The organism is Amycolatopsis bartoniae, assembly GCF_014191255.1.
In the GTDB taxonomy this organism is placed as follows: domain Bacteria; phylum Actinomycetota; class Actinomycetes; order Mycobacteriales; family Pseudonocardiaceae; genus Amycolatopsis_E; species Amycolatopsis_E bartoniae.
In genome coordinates, this window is record NZ_JACHWH010000001.1 from 101,531 (window position 1) to 119,696 (window position 18,166).

General features: G+C 69.7%; 16 protein-coding genes. 9 read left to right on the forward strand and 7 right to left on the reverse strand.

Features of this window, described 5'->3' with window-relative positions:
* Positions 1–32: 32 nt before the first annotated feature.
* Both FHX82_RS00570 and FHX82_RS00575 read right to left on the reverse strand, forming a co-directional pair.
* On the reverse strand, positions 33–479 hold the full coding sequence (locus tag FHX82_RS00570) for a TlpA family protein disulfide reductase (protein WP_145932472.1): 447 nt from the start codon (positions 477–479) through the stop codon (positions 33–35).
* Positions 480–483: 4 nt separating this feature from the next.
* Positions 484–1,356 (reverse strand): LmeA family phospholipid-binding protein, encoded by an 873-nt coding sequence (locus tag FHX82_RS00575; protein ID WP_183176416.1) that lies wholly within the window; start codon positions 1,354–1,356, stop codon positions 484–486.
* Between the two features lie 180 nt (positions 1,357–1,536).
* On the opposite strand from FHX82_RS00575, the gene FHX82_RS00580 reads away from it, so the two are divergent.
* The 8 genes from FHX82_RS00580 (at position 1,537) to FHX82_RS00615 (ending at position 9,126) form a co-directional block, all read left to right on the forward strand.
* Positions 1,537–2,286 carry a winged helix-turn-helix transcriptional regulator gene (locus FHX82_RS00580; RefSeq protein ID WP_145932471.1) on the forward strand — a complete coding sequence of 250 codons (750 nt, stop codon included), beginning with the start codon at positions 1,537–1,539 and terminating at the stop codon, positions 2,284–2,286.
* 10 nt (positions 2,287–2,296) lie between these two features.
* Entirely contained in the window at positions 2,297–3,196 is a 900-nt protein-coding gene (gene mshD, locus FHX82_RS00585) for a mycothiol synthase (RefSeq protein WP_145932470.1), read from the forward strand.
* A 212-nt stretch (positions 3,197–3,408) separates the two neighbouring features.
* Positions 3,409–4,536, forward strand: a complete 1,128-nt coding sequence (pstS, locus tag FHX82_RS00590) for a phosphate ABC transporter substrate-binding protein PstS (protein WP_145932469.1) — start codon at positions 3,409–3,411, stop codon at positions 4,534–4,536.
* A 118-nt stretch (positions 4,537–4,654) separates the two neighbouring features.
* On the forward strand, positions 4,655–5,599 hold the full coding sequence (gene pstC, locus FHX82_RS00595) for a phosphate ABC transporter permease subunit PstC (RefSeq protein ID WP_145932468.1): 945 nt from the start codon (positions 4,655–4,657) through the stop codon (positions 5,597–5,599).
* Between the two features lie 3 nt (positions 5,600–5,602).
* Positions 5,603–6,529 carry a phosphate ABC transporter permease PstA gene (gene pstA, locus FHX82_RS00600; RefSeq protein WP_145932467.1) on the forward strand — a complete coding sequence of 309 codons (927 nt, stop codon included), beginning with the start codon at positions 5,603–5,605 and terminating at the stop codon, positions 6,527–6,529.
* Positions 6,530–6,540: 11 nt separating this feature from the next.
* Positions 6,541–7,320 carry a phosphate ABC transporter ATP-binding protein PstB gene (gene pstB / locus FHX82_RS00605; RefSeq protein ID WP_145932466.1) on the forward strand — a complete coding sequence of 260 codons (780 nt, stop codon included), beginning with the start codon at positions 6,541–6,543 and terminating at the stop codon, positions 7,318–7,320.
* 263 nt (positions 7,321–7,583) lie between these two features.
* Positions 7,584–8,483 (forward strand): EamA family transporter, encoded by a 900-nt coding sequence (locus FHX82_RS00610; protein WP_373308625.1) that lies wholly within the window; start codon positions 7,584–7,586, stop codon positions 8,481–8,483.
* Between the two features lie 10 nt (positions 8,484–8,493).
* A complete protein-coding gene (locus tag FHX82_RS00615) occupies positions 8,494–9,126 on the forward strand; it encodes a GTP pyrophosphokinase (RefSeq protein WP_145932465.1) in 633 nt (210 codons plus the stop codon).
* Here the strand turns inward: FHX82_RS00615 and phoU are convergent.
* The 4 genes from phoU to FHX82_RS00635 all read right to left on the reverse strand — a co-directional run bounded on the left by phoU (position 9,123) and on the right by FHX82_RS00635 (position 16,528).
* Complete coding sequence (gene phoU, locus FHX82_RS00620; protein ID WP_145932464.1) at positions 9,123–9,788, reverse strand: phosphate signaling complex protein PhoU; 666 nt, start codon at positions 9,786–9,788, stop codon at positions 9,123–9,125. The two genes, FHX82_RS00615 and phoU, sit on opposite strands and share 4 nt — an antisense overlap.
* 74 nt (positions 9,789–9,862) lie before the next feature.
* Positions 9,863–11,236: an LCP family protein gene (locus FHX82_RS00625; RefSeq protein ID WP_145932463.1), complete on the reverse strand. Its 1,374-nt coding sequence runs from the start codon at positions 11,234–11,236 to the stop codon at positions 9,863–9,865.
* A gap of 2,617 nt (positions 11,237–13,853) precedes the next feature.
* Positions 13,854–14,591 (reverse strand): GGDEF domain-containing protein, encoded by a 738-nt coding sequence (locus tag FHX82_RS00630; protein ID WP_145932462.1) that lies wholly within the window; start codon positions 14,589–14,591, stop codon positions 13,854–13,856.
* 236 nt (positions 14,592–14,827) lie between these two features.
* Entirely contained in the window at positions 14,828–16,528 is a 1,701-nt protein-coding gene (locus FHX82_RS00635; protein WP_145932461.1) for a bifunctional metallophosphatase/5'-nucleotidase, read from the reverse strand.
* 178 nt (positions 16,529–16,706) lie between these two features.
* On the opposite strand from FHX82_RS00635, the gene FHX82_RS00640 reads away from it, so the two are divergent.
* Positions 16,707–17,336 carry a VanZ family protein gene (locus FHX82_RS00640; protein WP_145932460.1) on the forward strand — a complete coding sequence of 210 codons (630 nt, stop codon included), beginning with the start codon at positions 16,707–16,709 and terminating at the stop codon, positions 17,334–17,336.
* Positions 17,337–17,488: 152 nt separating this feature from the next.
* Here the strand turns inward: FHX82_RS00640 and FHX82_RS00645 are convergent, their stop codons facing one another.
* Positions 17,489–18,160, reverse strand: a complete 672-nt coding sequence (locus tag FHX82_RS00645; protein ID WP_145932459.1) for a class I SAM-dependent methyltransferase — start codon at positions 18,158–18,160, stop codon at positions 17,489–17,491.
* Positions 18,161–18,166: the final 6 nt, after the last annotated feature.

Sequence of the window (18,166 nt, forward strand, 5' to 3'; positions counted from 1 at the left end):
TACCCAGCGCTCCCTCTTCGTGGGAATGCCGCTCACTGGGTGGGACGAGTGCCGGATCCGGAAAGATGCTCGTCCAGGGCTTCCAGTACTGCGGAACCCTTCGGTACGCCGCTGATGCGCAGCAGTTCCTTCCCAGCAGGTGAGAAGGCGAGCGTGGTGGGCGTGCGCAGCACCCCGAGCGCCTGCGCGACCTCCGGCTGGTTCGTCACGTCGAGCTCGACGTGCCGCAGGCCGTCGGTGCGCGCGGCGAGCGGTTCGAGGACCGCCTTCGTGTGCCGGCAGGGCGCGCAGAACGTGGTGGAGATCTGCACCAGGGTGACCGCGGCGTCCGGGTCGAGGGCCTCGGCGACGGGAGCAGGCAGCTCACGCCGCTCCTGCTTCGCCTTCGCCGCACGGATCCTGCCGTTGCGTGCCTGCAGCACCGCACCCGCGATGCCGCCGAGCACGAGCACTCCCAGCACGACCCAGACGCCGACCATCAGCTCACCTTCCCGCCGTGGTGGCCCCGCTGAACGTCACGTTCTTCGCCTCGCCCTTGATCGTCACCGAACCGCTGTTGACCTGCACCGCGGTGGGGGTCACCTCGAACGGCAGGCTGCCGGTGTCGATCGTGGCCTTGAAGTTGGGCAGCAGGGCCTTCTGCACTGCCTGGGGAACGACGGTGGTCTCCTTGTCATTCCCGTACTGCAGCCGCTGCGGCACGATCTCGATCTGCGTGCCGTGCAGTTCGATCATGGCGAAGCAGAAGATCTCCAGCTCCTGCCCGGCGATCTGCACGGTGCCCGAGACGCGGACGCCCGCCTTCGACTTGTCCTGCTCCTCCTGCTCCCGCGTCTGCTCGTCGCTGCTGTCCTGGCCGGTCTGCACGTACTCGACGCTGGACGGCTCGATTCGCAGGTCCTGGATCTTGGTGAGCGGGTCGATCTTGGCGATGTCGCTGGCCTTGATGGTGACCTGGGCCTCCAGCTGGCCGATCTTGATCGCGTCGGTGTTGCCGTTCACCAGGTCCGACAGCGGTGCCGTCACGTTCTCCAGCTCGGCGTTGACCGCGACGTCCTTGAGGTCCTTGATCGGCACGCCCGAGGCGGACAGTGAGATGTGCCGGTAGTCGCCCGCGATCGCCTGGGTGGTGAACGGGAAGCCGTGGATCGTCACCGACGGGTCGTCGGTCAGGCCCAGCTGCTCGCGGGCCTTCTGCGAGACCGTGTGCTCGGCGAACGCGGCGAGGCCGAAGTCGGCCCCGACCAGCAGTGCGACCAGCACCAGCAGGCTGATGACGATGCGGCGGGCGCGCCTGCCCCGGCGGTTGGCCGTGGCCGGTGACGCTGTGCGGTCCTGGGTTCCGGGCCTGCTCACTCTTCGTATCCGATCTGTCGGAAAGCGGCTCTTCGCGCGACTGAACGATAGGGGTCCCCAGTGTGACGCTGGTGTGACGAGCACAGCAGGGGGGAGGTGTTTCGGCTGTTCACCGGCTACCCTCGAACAAACACCGGCCGAGAGCGCCCGAGCTACGATCTACCAGAAGGCGGTGCGGCGATGAGCCTGGACCTGCTCGTTCTCACTCCGGAGGCGGAAGCCACCTCAGTCCTGCCGGCCCTGGACCTGCTGCCCCACACCGTACGCGTGCGCGCACCGGAAGTCACCGCGCTCCTGGACGCCGGCCACCGCGACGTGATCCTGCTCGACGCCCGCACCGACCTGGCCTCCGCCAAGAGCCTCTGCCGCCTGCTCAAGGGCGCGGGCGAGGACGAGGCAGGCACCCCGATCATCGCCGTGGTCGGCGAGGGCGGACTGGTCGCGGTCAGCGCCGAGTGGCGCACCGACGACATCCTGCTCCCCACCGCGGGCCCGGCCGAGGTCGACGCGCGGCTGCGCCTGGCCACCACCCGCGACGGCGGCTCGGCCCAGGTCGACGCCGAGCTGCGCGTCGGCGAGCTGGTGATCGACGAGGCCACCTACACCGCGCGGCTGCGCCGCCGCACCCTCGAACTCACGTACAAGGAGTTCGAGCTGCTCAAGTACCTCGCCCAGCACGCGGGCCGCGTGTTCACCCGCGCCCAGCTGCTGCAGGAGGTCTGGGGCTACGACTTCTTCGGTGGCACCAGGACGGTGGACGTGCACGTCCGGCGGTTGCGCGCGAAGCTCGGCCCCGAGCACGAGCAGATGATCGGCACCGTGCGCAACGTCGGCTACAAGTTCGAGCGGCCCGCGAAGGGCCCGAAGCAGGGTGTGGCGTCGCTGTCGTTCGACAACGTCGAGCTGCCCAGCGAGGTCCCCGCGCAGTAGCGTCGGACCCGTGCTGAACACGGTGTGGGTCGACGAACCGGACGAAGCCGCCCTGCGTGGGATCCGCGGGCTGCTGCTCGCGGCACGCGAGGTGGACGGGCGCCCGGAGGTGACCGCCGACGGGCCGTTGCCCGGCGAGTTCTCGGGCGGCCTGCACCTGCTCGCCCGCGTGGACGGGAAGCCGGCCGGGTACGCCCACCTCGACACCACCGGTGACTCGTTCGGCCGTCAGGTGGCCGAGCTGATCGTGCACCCGGACTTCCGGCGCCAGGGCGTCGCCACCCGGCTGACCGAAGCGCTCGTCGACAAGGTGGGCGACGGCAAGCTGCGCGTGTGGGCCCACGGTGATCACCCGGCCGCCGCCCGGATCGCCGAGCGGGCGGGTTTCACGCGCGCGAGGGAGCTGCTGGTGCTCCACGTCGACGTCCGGGACTGGCCGGAGCCGACGCTGCCCGACGGCGTGACCCTGCGGACGTTCGTGCCCGGCCAGGACGAGCAGACCGTGATCGACGTCAACGCCCGCGCCTTCGACTGGCACCCGGAGCAGGGCGCGCTGACCGTCGAGGAGCTGCGCGCCACCGAGGCCGAGGGCTGGTTCGACGCGGCGGGCTTCTTCCTCGCCGAACGCGACGGCCGTGTCGTCGGCTTCCACTGGACGAAGGTGCACCCGGCCGACCCGGACCGCTTCGACGGCGAGCCCGTCGGGGAGGTCTACGTGGTGGGCGTCGACCCGCGTGCGCAGGGTGGCGGACTGGGCAAGGCACTCACCCTGGCGGGCCTGCGGCACCTGCGCGAACGGGGGTTGCGGCACGTGATCTTGTACGTCGAAGGGGACAACGCACCGGCACTCGCCGTGTACGAGCGACTCGGCTTCACCCGTTTCGCCGTGGACGTTCAATACGCACGGTAACCGCATCGCGGGGCGGGTTAACAGGGCGCCAACTGCCCGTCACGATGGGCAAACCCGCTGGTCACAGCTAGGACACGGCGCTCCTTCGGTGGTGTACGACACGCGGGAAACGCCACCTTGTTCACCCTGCGTTCACCTGTTCACGGCCACCCGGCCACCCTGTCTGCCTAGTGTCCGGTTTTGAAAAGCTCAGACAGCTGGAGGACACGACAGTGAAGATTCTGCGGCCGATGGGTGCCGTCGGCATGGTGGCGAGCGCTGCGCTCGTCCTTGCCGCCTGTGGCTCGGACCCGGCCTCGAACAACAGCGGCACCCCGACCTCCGGTGCGGCGGCCGCCGCCACCGGCACCGCGAACGTGGTGTGCGGCGGCAAGACCCCGCTCTCCGGAGAAGGCTCGACCGCTCAGAAGACGGCGGTGGACGTCTTCGCCCAGCAGTACGCCAAGGCGTGCCCGGGCCAGGTCGTCAACTACAACGCGACCGGCTCCGGCGCCGGCGTGAAGCAGTTCAACGCCAAGCAGGTCGACTTCGGTGGCTCGGACTCGCCGCTGAGCGGCGCGGACGTCGACGCCGCGAAGACCCGCTGTGCCGGCAACCCGGCCTGGAACCTGCCGATGGTCGTCGGCCCGGTCGCGATCGCCTACAAGCTGGACGGCGTCTCCTCGCTGACGCTGAACGGCGAGGTCGCCGCCAAGATCTTCAACGGCCAGATCAAGACCTGGAACGACCCGGCCATCGCCGCGCTGAACTCCGGCGTGCCCCTGCCCGCGAAGCCGATCCAGGTGTTCTCCCGCTCGGACGAGTCCGGCACCACGGACAACTTCCAGCACTACCTGTCCGCCGCCTCGAAGGGCGCGTGGACCCAGGGCACCGGCAAGGCCTTCAAGGGTGGCGTCGGCAACGGCGCGTCGGGCTCGAACGGTGTGGCCTCGGCCATCCGCGCGGCTGACGGCGCGATCGGTTACGTCGAGTCCTCCTACGTCAAGGACGGTCTCACCGCCGCCAAGATCGACAGCGGCTCCGGCGCCGTCGAGCTGACCCCGCAGAACGTCGGCAAGGCGCTCGACGCCGCGGTGTTCAAGACCCCGGGCAGCAACGACCTGGCGATGGACCTCGACAAGATCTACGCCGCCAACACCCCGGGTGCGTACCCGCTGCTGCTGACGACGTACGAGATCGTCTGCTCGAAGGGCTACGACGCCGACACCGCCAAGGCGGTCAAGGCGTTCCTGACCGTGTCGGCCACCACCGCCCAGCAGCCCATCGCGGACAAGGGCTTCGTGCCGCTGCCGCAGAGCCTGCAGGACAAGGTGCTGACCGCCATCAACGCGATCTCCTAGGTAGCGGTCACCCGAGGAAAATGAGCGAGTCCATCTCGACGCGGAAGCCCACCGGTCACCCCGGTGGGCTTCCGTCGTCGTTTCCCACCCCCCGGAGGCCACGATTTCGGCGCAACCAGTGACTCGAAGCCGGACCAAGGTCCGGCCGGGCGACCGCATCTTCAAGAACCTGACCACGGGTGCCGGCGTCTTCGTCGTGGCGCTCATCGGCCTGATCGGCATCTTCCTCGTCGTGCAGGCGATCCCGGCGCTGTCCGCGGACAACGTCAACTTCCTGACCTCACGGGTGTGGTCCACGGGCGACCCCACCAACCTGCAGTTCGGCATCTTCGACCTGCTGCTGGTCACGATCTACACGTCGATCGTGGCGCTGATCATCGCGATGCCCATCTCGCTGGGCATCGCCCTGTTCCTCACCCAGTACGCGCCGCGCCGGCTGGCCAGGCCGTTCGCGTACGTCATCGACCTGCTGGCCGCGGTCCCCTCGATCATCTTCGGCCTCTGGGGCATCCTCGTGTTCGCGCCGGTGGTCGCGCCGTTCGCCCAGTGGATCAACGACGTGGTCGGCTTCATCCCGATCTTCGGCACCGGCAACGTGTACCCGAACTTCTCGGGCACGATCTTCACCGCCGGCATCGTGCTCGCGGTGATGGTGCTGCCGATCATCACGTCGCTGTCCCGCGAGGTGTTCCAGCGCACGCCGGTCGCGCACATCGAGGGCGCGCTCGCACTGGGGGCCACGCGCTGGGAGGTCATCCGCACCACGGTGCTGCCGTTCGGCAAGGCGGGTTACATCGGCGCTTCGATGCTCGGCCTCGGCCGGGCGCTCGGCGAGACGATCGCCGTCACGGTGATCCTGTTCATCCCGCGCGGCGGTCACTTCGACTGGTCGATCTTCGATGGCGGCGCCACGTTCGCCTCGCAGATCGCCACCAACGCGAGCGAGTTCAACAACCCGACCTCGGCGGGTGCGTACATCGCGTCCGGCCTGGTGCTGTTCGTGCTGACCTTCGCGGTGAACTTCGCCGCGCGGGCCGTCATCGGTGACAAGAAGGGCGACTGAGTCATGACGAGCACGCTCTCGGAAACCGAGCGGCCGGCCCTGTCCCCGGCCTTCCAGTCGATCAGCGCGGCGCGGAAGTTCAAGAACGGCCTCGCCACGGTGCTGGTGTGGCTGTCGTTCCTCATCGCCGTCGTGCCGCTGGTGTGGGTGCTCTACACGGTGATCGCGAACGGCATCAAGCGCATCCCGTACACCAACTGGTGGAGCCAGGACTTCGGTTCGGTGCTGTCCGACGAGGTCGGCGGCGGGGTGCTGCACGCGATCGTCGGCACCCTGGAGCAGGGCCTGGTGTGCGCGGTCATCGCCGTGCCGCTCGGCCTGCTGGTGGCGGTGTACCTCGTCGAGTACGGCCGCGGGACCCGGCTCGCGAAGGTCACCACGTTCATGGTGGACATCCTGTCCGGGGTGCCCTCGATCGTCGCCGCGCTGTTCATCTACGCCCTGTGGATCACCACGTTCGGCCTGCCGCGCAGCGGTTTCGCCGTGTCGCTGGCCCTGGTGCTGCTGATGATCCCGGTGGTCGTGCGGTCGGCGGAGGAGATGCTGCGGATCGTGCCGGACGACCTGCGTGAGGCGTCCTACGCGCTGGGGGTGCCGAAGTGGAAGACGATCATGAAGGTCGTGCTCCCCACGGCGCTGTCCGGCATCATCTCCGGCATCATGATGGCCCTGGCCAGGGTCATGGGCGAGACCGCGCCCCTGCTGGTGCTGGTCGGCTACTCGGCCTACACCAACTGGGACCTGTTCAACCACGAACAGGCCGCCCTGCCGCTGCTGATGAACAACGAGCGGGCGACCAACACCATGGAGCCCGGCAGCGTCGGCTTCGACCGCATCTGGGGCGCGGCGCTGACGCTGGTCCTCATCATCGCCCTGATCAACCTCGTCGCCACGGTGGTCTCCCGCCTGGTCGCACCGAAGAAGAAGTGAGCTGATCCGCCATGGCAAAGCGAATCGACGTCAAGGATCTGGACATCTACTACGGCAAGTTCCACGCCGTGGACAGCGTCACGCTGTCGGTGCCGCCGCGCAACGTCACCGCGTTCATCGGCCCGTCCGGCTGCGGCAAGTCGACCGTGCTGCGGACGCTGAACCGGATGCACGAGGTGATCCCCGGCGCGCGCGTGGACGGTGACGTCCTGCTGGACGGGGAGAACATCTACGCGTCCAACGTGGACCCGGTGCAGGTGCGCCGGACCATCGGCATGGTGTTCCAGCGGCCCAACCCGTTCCCCACGATGTCCATCAAGGACAACGTGGTCGCGGGCCTGAAGCTCGCGGGCGGGGCGGGCAACCGGAAGCAGCTCGACGAGATCGCCGAGCGCGCGCTGCGGGGCGCGAACCTGTGGAACGAGGTCAAGGACCGGCTGAACAAGCCGGGCGGCGGCCTCTCCGGCGGTCAGCAGCAGCGGCTCTGCATCGCCCGCGCCATCGCGGTGCGGCCGGACGTGCTGCTGATGGACGAGCCGTGCTCGGCGCTCGACCCGATCTCGACGCTCGCGATCGAGGACCTCATCGGTGAGCTGAAGAAGGACTACACGATCGTCATCGTCACCCACAACATGCAGCAGGCGGCGCGGGTGTCGGACCAGACGGCGTTCTTCAACCTCGCCGGCGTCGGGCAGCCCGGGCGGCTGGTCGAGCTGAACGACACGGAGAAGATCTTCTCCAACCCGAACGAGAAGGCCACCGAGGACTACATCTCGGGCCGCTTCGGCTGATCCGGGCACGAAGAAGGCCCTGGAACCGTTGGGCACTCACGGTTCCAGGGCCTTCGTCATGTCGAGGGTCGGTGCGGCGGTCGCCTCTCGGCGAAAGGTCCGAACAGGGCTCCAGCGGAACCGGTATTCCCTGACGGCTGAAAAGGTGAGGCCCGGGGGACACGAACCGCACCGACCAGTTCGTACAACCAGGGGTGGCGCGGGGATATTCCGCGGCATCCCGGCCCGCGAGAACTGTCGTACCCCCGCGTTAGGGTCGTGACGTGGTTTCGGTGCATGTGGACGAGTACGGCGGTCGCCTGCCGCGGCCGCGGTCCTTCGCGCTCGCGGGGCGGGCGCTGGGGGCTGTGCCCCCGCCGCTGCAGATCCTGGTCGGGATCGTCAGCGTGCAGGTGGGCGCGTCGCTGGCGAAGCAGCTGTTCACCGTCGCGGGCGCGGCGGGCACGGTCACGCTGCGGCTGTTCTTCGCCGCGGTGGTGCTGCTGCTGGTGTGGCGCCCGGCGGTGCGGCTGGGGCGGCGCGCGTGGCCCGTCGTGCTCACGTACGGCGTCGTGCTCGGGGTGATGAACCTGAGCTTCTACCAGGCGCTGGCCCGCATTCCCCAGGGGATCGCGGTCACGGTGGAGTTCCTGGGGCCGCTCGCGGTCGCGCTGGCGGGGTCGCGCCGCCTGGTCGACGCGCTGTGGGCGCTGCTCGCCGCCGGCGGGGTGGTGCTGCTCGCCGAGACGCGCGGGGACCTGTCGCTGGCGGGGCTGCTGTTCGCGCTCGGCGCGGGTGTGTGCTGGGGGTTGTACATCCTGCTCAGCGCGGCGCTCGGCAGCCGCACCAGCGAGGGCAACGGGCTCGCGCTGGGCATGGCGGTGGCGGCGATGGTCGCCATGCCGGTCGGCATCGTGGAGAGCGGTCCGGCGCTGCTGTCGCCGTGGATCCTGGTGATCGGGCTCGCGGTGGCCCTGCTGTCGTCGGTGATCCCGTACTCGCTGGAGCTGGAGGCGCTACGGCGCATTCCGCCGCGCCTGTTCGGGGTGCTGATGAGCCTCGAACCCGCCGTGGGCGCGCTCGCCGGGCTCGTCGTGCTGCACGAGTCGCTGCACCCGTTGCAGTGGGTCGCGCTGTGCTGCGTCGTGGCCGCTTCGATCGGAGCCACACGCGCGAATAGGTAACCTTGGCACTGTGACTGTGCTCGACGACCTGGACCAACCTCCCGCGGTGCTGCGCGAGCTGGGCCGGGAGCTGATGGTCTACAAGTTCGCGGTCGACGAGCTGATGACGAAGCTGCGGATCCTGTCCGAGGAGTTCGACTTCGCCCACCAGCACGACCCGATCGAGCACCTCACGAGCCGCGTCAAGCAGCCCGAGGCGATCCTGCGCAAGCTGCGGCGCAAGGGTATCGAGCCGGGCATCGAGGCGATCCGCGAGCACATCGAGGACGTCGCGGGCATCCGGGTGGTGTGTCCGTTCGTGCCGGACGTGTACGAGGTGGCGCGCATGCTCGGGCGGCAGGACGACGTGGAGGTCGTCCGCACGAAGGACTACATCGCCGAGCCGAAGCCCAACGGCTACCGCAGCCTGCACCTGATCGTGCGCATCCCGGTGTTCCTGTCCGACCGGGTGGTGAAGGTCAAGGTGGAGATCCAGATGCGCACGATCGCGATGGACTTCTGGGCGGCGGTGGAGCACAAGCTGTTCTACAAGTACGACGGCGAGGCCCCTGAGGACTTCGCCGCCGAACTGCACGCCGCCGCGGCCACGGCCGCCGATCTCGACAGCCGCATGACCGCGCTACACCAGCGGCTCCGCCGCTAGATGTCCTCGTCCGAGCCGTAGCCGGGCATCTTGCCGGTGGCGACGAAGACCATGCGCTTCGCCACCGAGACGGCGTGGTCGGCGTAGCGCTCGTAGAAGCGGCCCAGGAGGGTGACGTCCACGGCGGCCGGGACACCGAACTCCCAGTCCTTCGCCATGATCACGCTGAACAGGTGGCGGTGGATGTCGTCGACCTTGTCGTCCTCGGCTTCGAGCGAGCGGGCCGCCTCGGCGTCCTTGGACTTGATGACCTCTTCGGTGCGCAGCGCCAGCTGCACGACCGCCTCGCCCATCTCCGCGAAGTACGGCTGCACCGGCTCGGGCAGCGCGTGCTCCGGGTGCCTGCGCCGGGCCGCCTTGGCCACGTGCAGGGCCAGGTCGCCCATGCGTTCCAGGCTTTCGGCGGCGTGGATCACGGCGAGCACCGTGCGGAGGTCGGTGGCGACCGGGGCCTGCAACGCGAGGAGGGCGTACGCCTCTTCCTCGCACTGGGCACGGAGGTCGTCGATCTTGGCGTCGTCCCCGATCACCTGTTCCGCCAGGGAGAGGTCCGCGTCCAGCAGGGACTTGGTGGCCTTCTCCATGGCGTGGGCGACCTGGACCGACATATTCGCCAGATTGCCGGCCAGCTGTTCGAGTTCGACGTGGTAAGCCTCGCGCATGGCCACACCTTACGGCCTGAGCAGGGCGAACACCGCATCCACGGATGAACCGGTGGTGAACCGGGGCTAACGATCTACTGGTCGGGCGAACCGGTTGCGCCGGTCGCGGCACCGGGGGCCGGTGAGGTCGACTGCGGGGTGGTGCCCGGTAACGCTGTGTTGTCGATGAGCGCCTGGAAGATCGCCTTGGCCTTGCTCTCCAGCAGAACCTCGTTGCCGCGGGAGTTCGACTCGCCGACCGTCGGCACGGTCATGAAGTTGACCTTCGACGGGTCGAGGCCCTTCATCGACTGTGCGAGCGTGAGCATCTGGTCGACGCCGATGTTGTCGCCGAAGGTGGCCTTGGCGAACGCTGTGACGAATCCCGTCAGCTGCGACGGGTTGGTGAGCACGCCGTGGGACATCACCTTCGCCATGAGCGCACCGATGAACTCCTGCTGCCGCTTGATCCGCCCGTAGTCGGACGTCGGGTCGCCGATGACGTGCCGGGCGCGGACGAAACTCAGCGCCTGGTCGCCGGAGATCGTCACGTCACCGGTCTGCGAGATCACCATGCCCAGCGTGGTGTCGTTGATCGGGCTGTCGACGTGCACGGTGACGCCACCGACCGCGTCGACCATGTCCTTGAAGCCGCTGAAGTCGATGCCGACGAAGTGGTTGATCTTCATGCCGGTCAGCTGCTGCACCCACTTGATGAGGCAGCGCGGGCCGCCGACGGCGTAGGCGGTGTTGAGCTTGACCTTGGTGGCGGCCGGGACGATCTCGCTGGTGTAGTCGTTGGCGGCGGAGTCGAAGCGCTCGCACGGGGGGCGGGTGATCTCCAGATCGCGCGGGAACGAGATGACGACGGCGCGCTTCCGGTCGGCGGGGATGTGGGCCAGCATCACGGTGTCGGAGCGGGCGCCGCCGACCTCGTCCGCGTCGCCGACGTTCTCTTCCGCGGTGGCGCCGGCGCGGGTGTCGGAGCCCGCGATGAGGAAGTTCTCGTCGCCCAGCTGGGCCGGCGCGTCCTGGATGTCGGAGGAGTTCTCGTCGAGCGCGGCGATCTCGGTGAACTTGCTGTTGAACCAGGTCTTGGTCCCCCAGGCGGCGCCGGTGGAAAGGAAGACGAGCACGGCGACGACGATCAGCGAGATCCGTCCGATTCGGACAGTGCGTTCGTTGTGCCGTTGTTTCTTTTCCTGCAGACGGGTCTGTGGGGAGGCTTCTTCGTCCTCGGGTTTTGCGGCGGCTTCCGCGGCTTTCGCCGGGGCGACCGCGCGCTGGAACCGGGTGCGGGTCTGTTCCAGCAGCTGCGCGGGCCGGGCCGTGAGCTTTTCGAGGCGCTGTTTGCGCTTGGCCTCTTCCTCGGCGAGCTCGTCGTGGGCAGCGGAGAACCGGGCGAGGGTGTGGTCGATCTTGCGGCGCACCTTGGTGCTGTCGTCGATCGGCTCCATCTCGTCGGTCATCGTGAGCCGGTCTTCGGCGGTCCGCGGCCGCCGCGGCTCGGCTTTGTCGCCTTCGGACTGCTCGCCCGGGACGGCAAGGTCCCCGAGCGGCCGACGAATCTTGGTGGGCTCGGCGTCGCCGGATCGCGGCGGCAGAGGCTGCGACGTCTCGGCAACCTCGAACGGCCCGGCAGGCTGCGCGCGACGGGTAGGACCGTCCACTGTGGACGGCGGGGTGCCAGGAGCAGGCCGAGGCTCGGCAGGACGCCCGGCGGGCGGCTCACCGGGAGCAGGGCGCCCGACGCGCGACTCACCGGCGGCGGGGACGGAACGGCCCCCGGGATTCTGCCCGGGCAACGGTCCTCCGGGGCGCCCGACCGGCGGCTCACCGGGAGCGGGCCGAGGTCCGAGTTCGCGAGCGGGCACGGCGTCCGCCGGTCGGCCGACCGCCCCACCGGGAACGGGACGAGGCCCCGTGCCACGACGAGGCAGCGGTTCCTCGGCGCCAGGACGCTCGGCAGCGGCGGGAGACGCCCCCGGATTCGCGGCGCCGGAACCGTTCAGGCCGGGCGCGGGCTGGCGAATCGCATCAGGACCTAGAAGGCGGGGTTCGGACGCGGCCGTGGGCCGCTCGGTTCTGGTGGGACCAAGCCGCTGAAAAGTTTCCGGCGACTGCGGAACCTCACGATCCGGCACTTCACGGCTCGGCATGGCATGACGAAATTCCGAGTTGCCCGGAATCTCACGCGCCGCGTGGCGGAACTCCGGCGGTTCCGGCATCTCACGGGGCCCGGCGCGGCGGGACTCCGGCGGCTGGGGGACCTCGGAACCCGGCACGGCGCGGCGCGACTCCGGCGATTGCGGAACCTCGCGAGTCGGCACCGCGTGACGGGACTCCGGAGTTGACGGAACATCCTGCCCCGTCAAGGCGCGGCGCGACTCCGGCGATTGCGGAACCTCGCGACCCGGCATCGCGTGGCGCGACTCGGGAACCTCGCGGCCCGGCATGGAGTTGGGGAACTCCGACGGCTGCGGGACTTCACGACCGTGCCCGGCACGGCGCGGTTCGAGCGGCTCGGGGACTTCGCGGCCCGGTACCGCATGGCGCGATTCGGGGGCCGCGCCACCCGGCGTCGGGCGACGGGATTCAGGTGACTGCGCGACCTCGCGACCCGGCAGGGCGCGACGGGGCCCCGGTGCCTCGCGATTCGACGCCGCGGGGCGGGACTCCGGCAACTCCGGCACCTCGCGACCCGGTACCGCGTGACGGGATTCGGGCGATTCAGGGACCGCGCCCCCCGGCGTCGCGTGGCGGGATTCGGGCGGCTGCGCGACCTGGCGGCTCGACGCCGCGGGGCGGGAGTCCGGCGGCTCGGGGCCTTGGCGTCCCGGCGGGTTGTGGGGGGATTCCGGCGGCTCCGGTGGTGTTTCGACCAGGCGAAGCCGCCGGGGAGGTTCGGGGGCCGAGTGGCGTGCCTCCGAAGGTTCTGGTTCCTGGGGGAAGCCGGTGCCGGGCTCGTCGGGGGCCGAGTGGCGGGAGCTGGGGGTGAAGAAAGCGCTTTCTCGACCGTTCGGTGCCGCGTGGCGGGACTCCGGTGCTTCCGGCGCGCGCGAGAAGCCGCTGGTGTGCCCGTTCCGGGTGGCACGGCGGGGATCGGACGGATCGCGTGTCAGGTCAACGCTTTCCGCATTGTTCGGGGCCGCGTGGCGGGATCCCGGTGCCTTCGCGAAACCGCTTCCCAGGCCATCGGGGGCGGAGTGGCGGGACTCCGGCAAGCCGGGCGCTCGGGAGAAGCCGCTTTCACGACCGTCCGCAGCGTCGCGGCGGAACTCGGGTGTCCGCGTGAAACCGCTCTCGCGGCCGTCCGGAGCCTCACGGCGAAAGTCGGAGGCCCGCGTGAAACCGCTTTCACGGCCGTTCGGCGCGTCGGGGGCCTGCGTGAAGCCGCTCTCACCAGCCGGAGCGTCGTGGCGTGAGTCGGGCAGTCGGGAGAAGCCGCTGGCGCTACCGATCCCAGCCGGAGAGCCGGGCGAGAAAGCGCTTTCTCGGTCCTCCGGCGCGGCGTGGCGTGACTCCGGCCCGGGGGCGGCGTGCCGCGAGTCCGAAGCGCCAGAAGCCTCAACGGCACCCGAAGTCTCAGGAAACTCCGGCGCCGCGTGGCGGGAGTCCAGTGGGGGCACCGGGCGGCGGGCCTGGCGGGTCACCGGAGGCGGGGTCTGCGGGCGCCGCTGGACCGGGGGGTCGGCGGGCGCGGCACGACGCCCGCCAGGCGGCAGGGCCGGGTGCGGATCCTTCGGCTTGCTCGTGGCGGCCTGGTCGGCGGCCGGGCGGGCTCCCGTGTGCTGCGCGAGCACGTCGGACACGCTGATTCCGCCGTGGGTGTCCAGCGAGCGTCGACGCCGGGCACGGGAGCCGGGGCCGGCGGCATGATCGTCTGGCACCCGGGCTCCTTCCAGTCTCTCCTGCAGGCGAAAAACGGCTTCAAACATTGATCGCCCGAACGGCGAGCATCGTTATCGTACGGATACTTGCCGTTCCTGACGACACCCCACCGCCAGTTTTTTCACCGAGCGTGCGAGGAACCGTGCCTGCTGCGACAAACCGGGTGAACCGATGGGAGCACACACGCTCCGAAAACTACGGACAGTATTCGACAACCCGCGTGCCCGCGTGGTCCCGGTACGCGACCCGGTTACGGCCCGCGTGTTTGGCGGCGTACAACAGGTCGTCCGCCTCCAGCACCTGCCTGCGGTTCGCGCTCATCTCACCCGACTGGTACGCCAGACCCACGCTGATCGTGACCGCGAGCCCCTCGCACAGCGCCGACCAGGGGTGCTCCGCTATTCGCGCCCTGGCGAGCTCCGCGATCCGCACGGCGGCATCCGGCTGTACCGCGGGCAGCACCAGCATGAACTCCTCGCCACCGTAACGCGCACAGAACGCGTGCGACGGGAGCCCTTCCCGCAGCAACTCGGCGACCCGCCGCAACACCTGGTCGCCCACGACGTGACCGAACGTGTCGTTCACGTTCTTGAACAGGTCGATGTCGACCAGCGCGACGGCCACCGGCTTGCGCGCGTCCGACAACAGGTCTTCCAGCCGCTGGTCCAGATAACGCCGGTTGTAGACGGCCGTGAGCGCGTCCCGCAGGCTCTCCTCCCGCGCCTCGGCGCGTTCGCGGCGCAGCCGGTCCACCTCGCGGCGCAACTGCTCCGGGATCGACGGTTCGGCGCGCGCCAGCGCCAGCGCCACCCTCAGGTGTTCGTACGCGCGACGCCAGTCGCCCTGCGACGCGAGCGTGCCCGCGATGGTCTCGTGCAGGCTTGCCTCGTCGGCCGTGACCTGCTTCGGCGTCACCGTCTCCACCTCCGTCACCCAAGTCTTGTCGTCTACTAAGAGGCGCGGCTTGAGCGATCGGTACGAGCAGATGTGAATATCGCTCAACCGGACGACGAGGGGATGGCGCTGTGTGGCCGTTACTGCGGCAGACGGGGCTTTTTCCGCGGTCCCAGGAGACCGAAGACGACTCTCCGCAGCTGAGAAACCCTTGACACGAAAGAGAACCGGCGTACGGCTTGTCGTTCGCGAGCCGCACGCCGGTTCTCGGGAAATCAGGCCACCGCGGTGATGCGGTCGGCCGGCGGCGGGGCGATGCCCGGGTGCGCGCCGAGGTACGCGACCAGCGCGTCGAGGTCCACCGGACCACCCGTCAGGTCGGTGCCCTTGGTGAACTCGGTGAAGCCGTCCCCGCCCGCGGCGAGGAAGTTGTTCACCGACACGCGGTAGGTCGCGTTCGGGTCGACGGGCGTGCCGCCGACGGTGATGTTCGAGACGCGCGAACCGATCGGCGCCGAGGCCGAGTACGCGTAGTGCAGCGTCGACGAGATCTGCAGTAGCCGCGTGCTGGTCGCGGTCCACTGCTGCTCCAGCACGTTCTTCAGGTTCGCGCCGGTCAGCGTGATGGTCTGCATGATGTTCGAGAACGGCTGCACGGTGAACGCCTCGCCGTAGGTGACCACCCCGTCGCCTTCGCCCGCAGGTGACGAGGCGTAGGTGAGGTCGGCGCGGATGCCACCCGGGTTGGTGATCGCGATCTGCGCGTTGTTGCTCGCGGTCGCTTCGAGCTGGGCGTCCGCGATGACGTCGCCGAGCGGGGACTCACCGGACGCGGCGCCGGCGGCCTTCAGGTCCGCCGTGATGGTGCCGACCTGCTTGTTCGCGATGGGCGCCGACTCGGTCACCGCCTTGTCGACCAGTTTCTGCACGGCCGGGTCCGGGGTGACGTCGCGGGTGACGACCTCGTTGTGCGCCTTGGTGGCCGAGCGCACGACGTCACGGGTGCGGGTGTCGATCTTGAGGTCGACGACCGACAGCAGTCGCCCGAACGAGGCGCCCTGGATCACCGTGCGCGGGTTGCCGGCGGGGTCGTCGATCACGCAGTTGTACTGCTGGTGGCTGTGCCCGGTGAAGATCGCATCGACGCTCGCCGACACGTTCTTCGCGATCTGGGTCGCCGCGCCGGGGGTGACGTTGCAGTCGTCGGGACCGCCGGTGGGCGCGTTGTCGCCCTGGTGCAGCAGCACGACCTGCGACCTGATGCCGAGCTTGTCGAGCCAGCCCGACGTCCGGTTGATCGCCTCGACCTCGTCGCCGAACTTCAGGCCCTCGATCGCGGTCGGGGTGACGACGGTCGGCAGGTCCTTCAGCGTGGCGCCGATGATGCCGATGGGCACGCCGCCGGAGATCTTGACGGTGAACGGCAGGAGCGCGGGCAGGCCGTTGTCGAAGTAGACGTTGCTGCCCAGGATCGGGAAGTTCGCACCCTTGTACGACTTCTCGAACTGGCAGCCGTCAGTCGGGTGGCAGCCGCCGAACTGCATGCGCTGCAGCTCCTGGTAGCCCTCGTCGAGTTCGTGGTTGCCGACGACGGACGCCTGCACGCCGATCTCGTCGAGGAAGTCCATGGTCGGCTCGTCGTGGAACAGCGCCGAGGTGAGCGGGGACGCGCCGACGTTGTCGCCAGCCGACAGCAGCAGCGAGTTGCGGACCTGCGCTTCGAGCTGCTTGACGTGCGTGGCGAGGTACGCGGCACCACCGGCGTTGACGGTCGTGCCGTCCGACAGCGTGACCCGGCCGGACGAGCCGGCGGGCGGCTCGAGGTTGCCGTGGAAGTCGTTGAAGGTGATCAGCCGGACGTCGGTGGTCGGGGCCGGCCGCTGCGCCGACGCCGGCGCGGCGGTGGCCACGACGGCGGCGAGCACGGTGGCCGTGACGGCTACGGTGCGTCGCAGCAAACGGGGTGAAAGAGCCATGTTTCCTCCGTAAGGGGCATAACTCGCTGGATCCTTCCTGCGGAGCGCGGCAGAAACCAGACCCGATAGGTGGAAGGTGCGTGAACGGGAGCGCCTCGGCCATCCGGCCGATGCGGGGCCGGGACTTCCGGCTGGTCGACCGATCCGCGGGGCCGGCGGGCGAACTTAGCGTCGAAGCATGACATCAGTGCAGGTCAACGCCCTGGGCACCGGACTACTCGTCTTCCTCGCGCTCTGGGCCGCGGTGCTCGTGCCACAGGTGATCACGCACCACGCCCGGTTCGGCCGGGTGATCGGGCGGCGCGTCGCGGCGACGGGCGCGCTGCTCTGCTACGCGTGCCTCGCGCTGGCGGTCGTGTTCCTGCCGCTGCCCGGGCCTCGCGCGCACCACCTGGCGCAGGACGTCCAACTGGTGCCGTTCCAGTGGATCGCGGACGTGCACCGCGACGCGGCGGGCAATGGCCTGGTCGATGCGCTGACGACGACGGCGTTCGAGCAAATGGCGTTGAACGTGGTGCTGTTCGTACCGCTGGGGATCTTCGCGCGGATGCTGTGGCGGCGCGGCTTCGCCGGGACCGTGCTGCTGGGGTTCGCGTGCTCGCTGCTCGTGGAGATCACGCAGCTGACCGCGAACTGGGGGACGGCGCCGTTCCAGTACCGGATCTTCGATGTGGACGACCTGATCACCAACACGACCGGTGCCGCGGTGGGCTGGGTCGGCGCGGCGCTCTACCTGCTGCTGCGGGCTTCAGCGGTCCGTGCGGAGGCGTTGGGGAGCGAGCGGGTCGACCTCGCCGAGACGCGCTAGCCGCGCGGCCCGTTGCAGAGCCTTCCGATGTGCGGCTCGCCGGTCCTCGAAGGCCACCACGGCCACGGCCGCAGCGAAGAACAGCACTACGAGGCCGAGGACGATCGCGATCTCCACGCGCGCCTCCCTTGGCGTCGTCCTTGTGTGGCAGATCACACAGAGTACGCCTCCGGTGTGCGTTTCGCCACCTTTCGTCCGAGGCGGGCGGCGAACCAGGCGTGGTCGGGCGAGCGGAAACCGTCGAAGACCAGGCCCGCGGCAGCCAACAGCGCCTCCAGGGCGGGCTGATCGAGACGGCGGGCGGTGAAGCGCTGCTCCCATGACGAGCCCCCCGCCTCGTACCGGACGGTCGCGGTCAGCAGGTCACCCCGCCGCGCCACGCCGGACAGCGAAACCCGCACCTCGCCGAGCATCCCGCCCGCGCCGTCGGTGACGGTGTCGAACCACGACGGCGGATGCTGCTCGATCACCGCCCGGCCGCCCGGCGCCAGGTGGCGCGCCACCGCGTCGAGCAGCGGACCGCAGTCCGGGCGGTTGACCAGGTGGCTCGCCAGCAGGACCGCTTCGAATCGCCGGTCGAGGCGCAGGTCCTCGATCCGCGCGAGGACGGTCTCGGTGCGGACGTGCGCGAGCATCTCGGGCGAGTCGTCCACCGCGACGACCGGATGGCCCTGCTCGGCCAGCCGGTGCGCGACGCGGCCCGTGCCGCAGCCCAGGTCCAGCACGGCCGCGCCCGGCGAGACGGCGGCGTGCACGATCTCAGCCTCACCGGCGGGCGGGAGCAGCCGGTACACGTCGACGGAGCAGCCGTCCGCGGTGGTCATGCCTCC

Excerpts from the sequence above, each read along its gene's own strand:
- FHX82_RS00645 (WP_145932459.1), bottom strand. The coding sequence starts at position 18,160 with ATGACCACCGCGGACGGCTGCTCCGTCGACGTGTACCGGCTGCTCCCG.
- FHX82_RS00635 (WP_145932461.1), bottom strand. The coding sequence starts at position 16,528 with ATGGCTCTTTCACCCCGTTTGCTGCGACGCACCGTAGCCGTCACGGCC.
- FHX82_RS00625 (WP_145932463.1), bottom strand. The coding sequence starts at position 11,236 with ATGACCGACGAGATGGAGCCGATCGACGACAGCACCAAGGTGCGCCGC.
- pstB (WP_145932466.1), top strand. The coding sequence starts at position 6,541 with ATGGCAAAGCGAATCGACGTCAAGGATCTGGACATCTACTACGGCAAG.
- FHX82_RS00640 (WP_145932460.1), top strand. The coding sequence starts at position 16,707 with ATGACATCAGTGCAGGTCAACGCCCTGGGCACCGGACTACTCGTCTTC.
- pstA (WP_145932467.1), top strand. The coding sequence starts at position 5,603 with ATGACGAGCACGCTCTCGGAAACCGAGCGGCCGGCCCTGTCCCCGGCC.
- phoU (WP_145932464.1), bottom strand. The coding sequence starts at position 9,788 with ATGCGCGAGGCTTACCACGTCGAACTCGAACAGCTGGCCGGCAATCTG.
- FHX82_RS00570 (WP_145932472.1), bottom strand. The coding sequence starts at position 479 with ATGGTCGGCGTCTGGGTCGTGCTGGGAGTGCTCGTGCTCGGCGGCATC.
- FHX82_RS00580 (WP_145932471.1), top strand. The coding sequence starts at position 1,537 with ATGAGCCTGGACCTGCTCGTTCTCACTCCGGAGGCGGAAGCCACCTCA.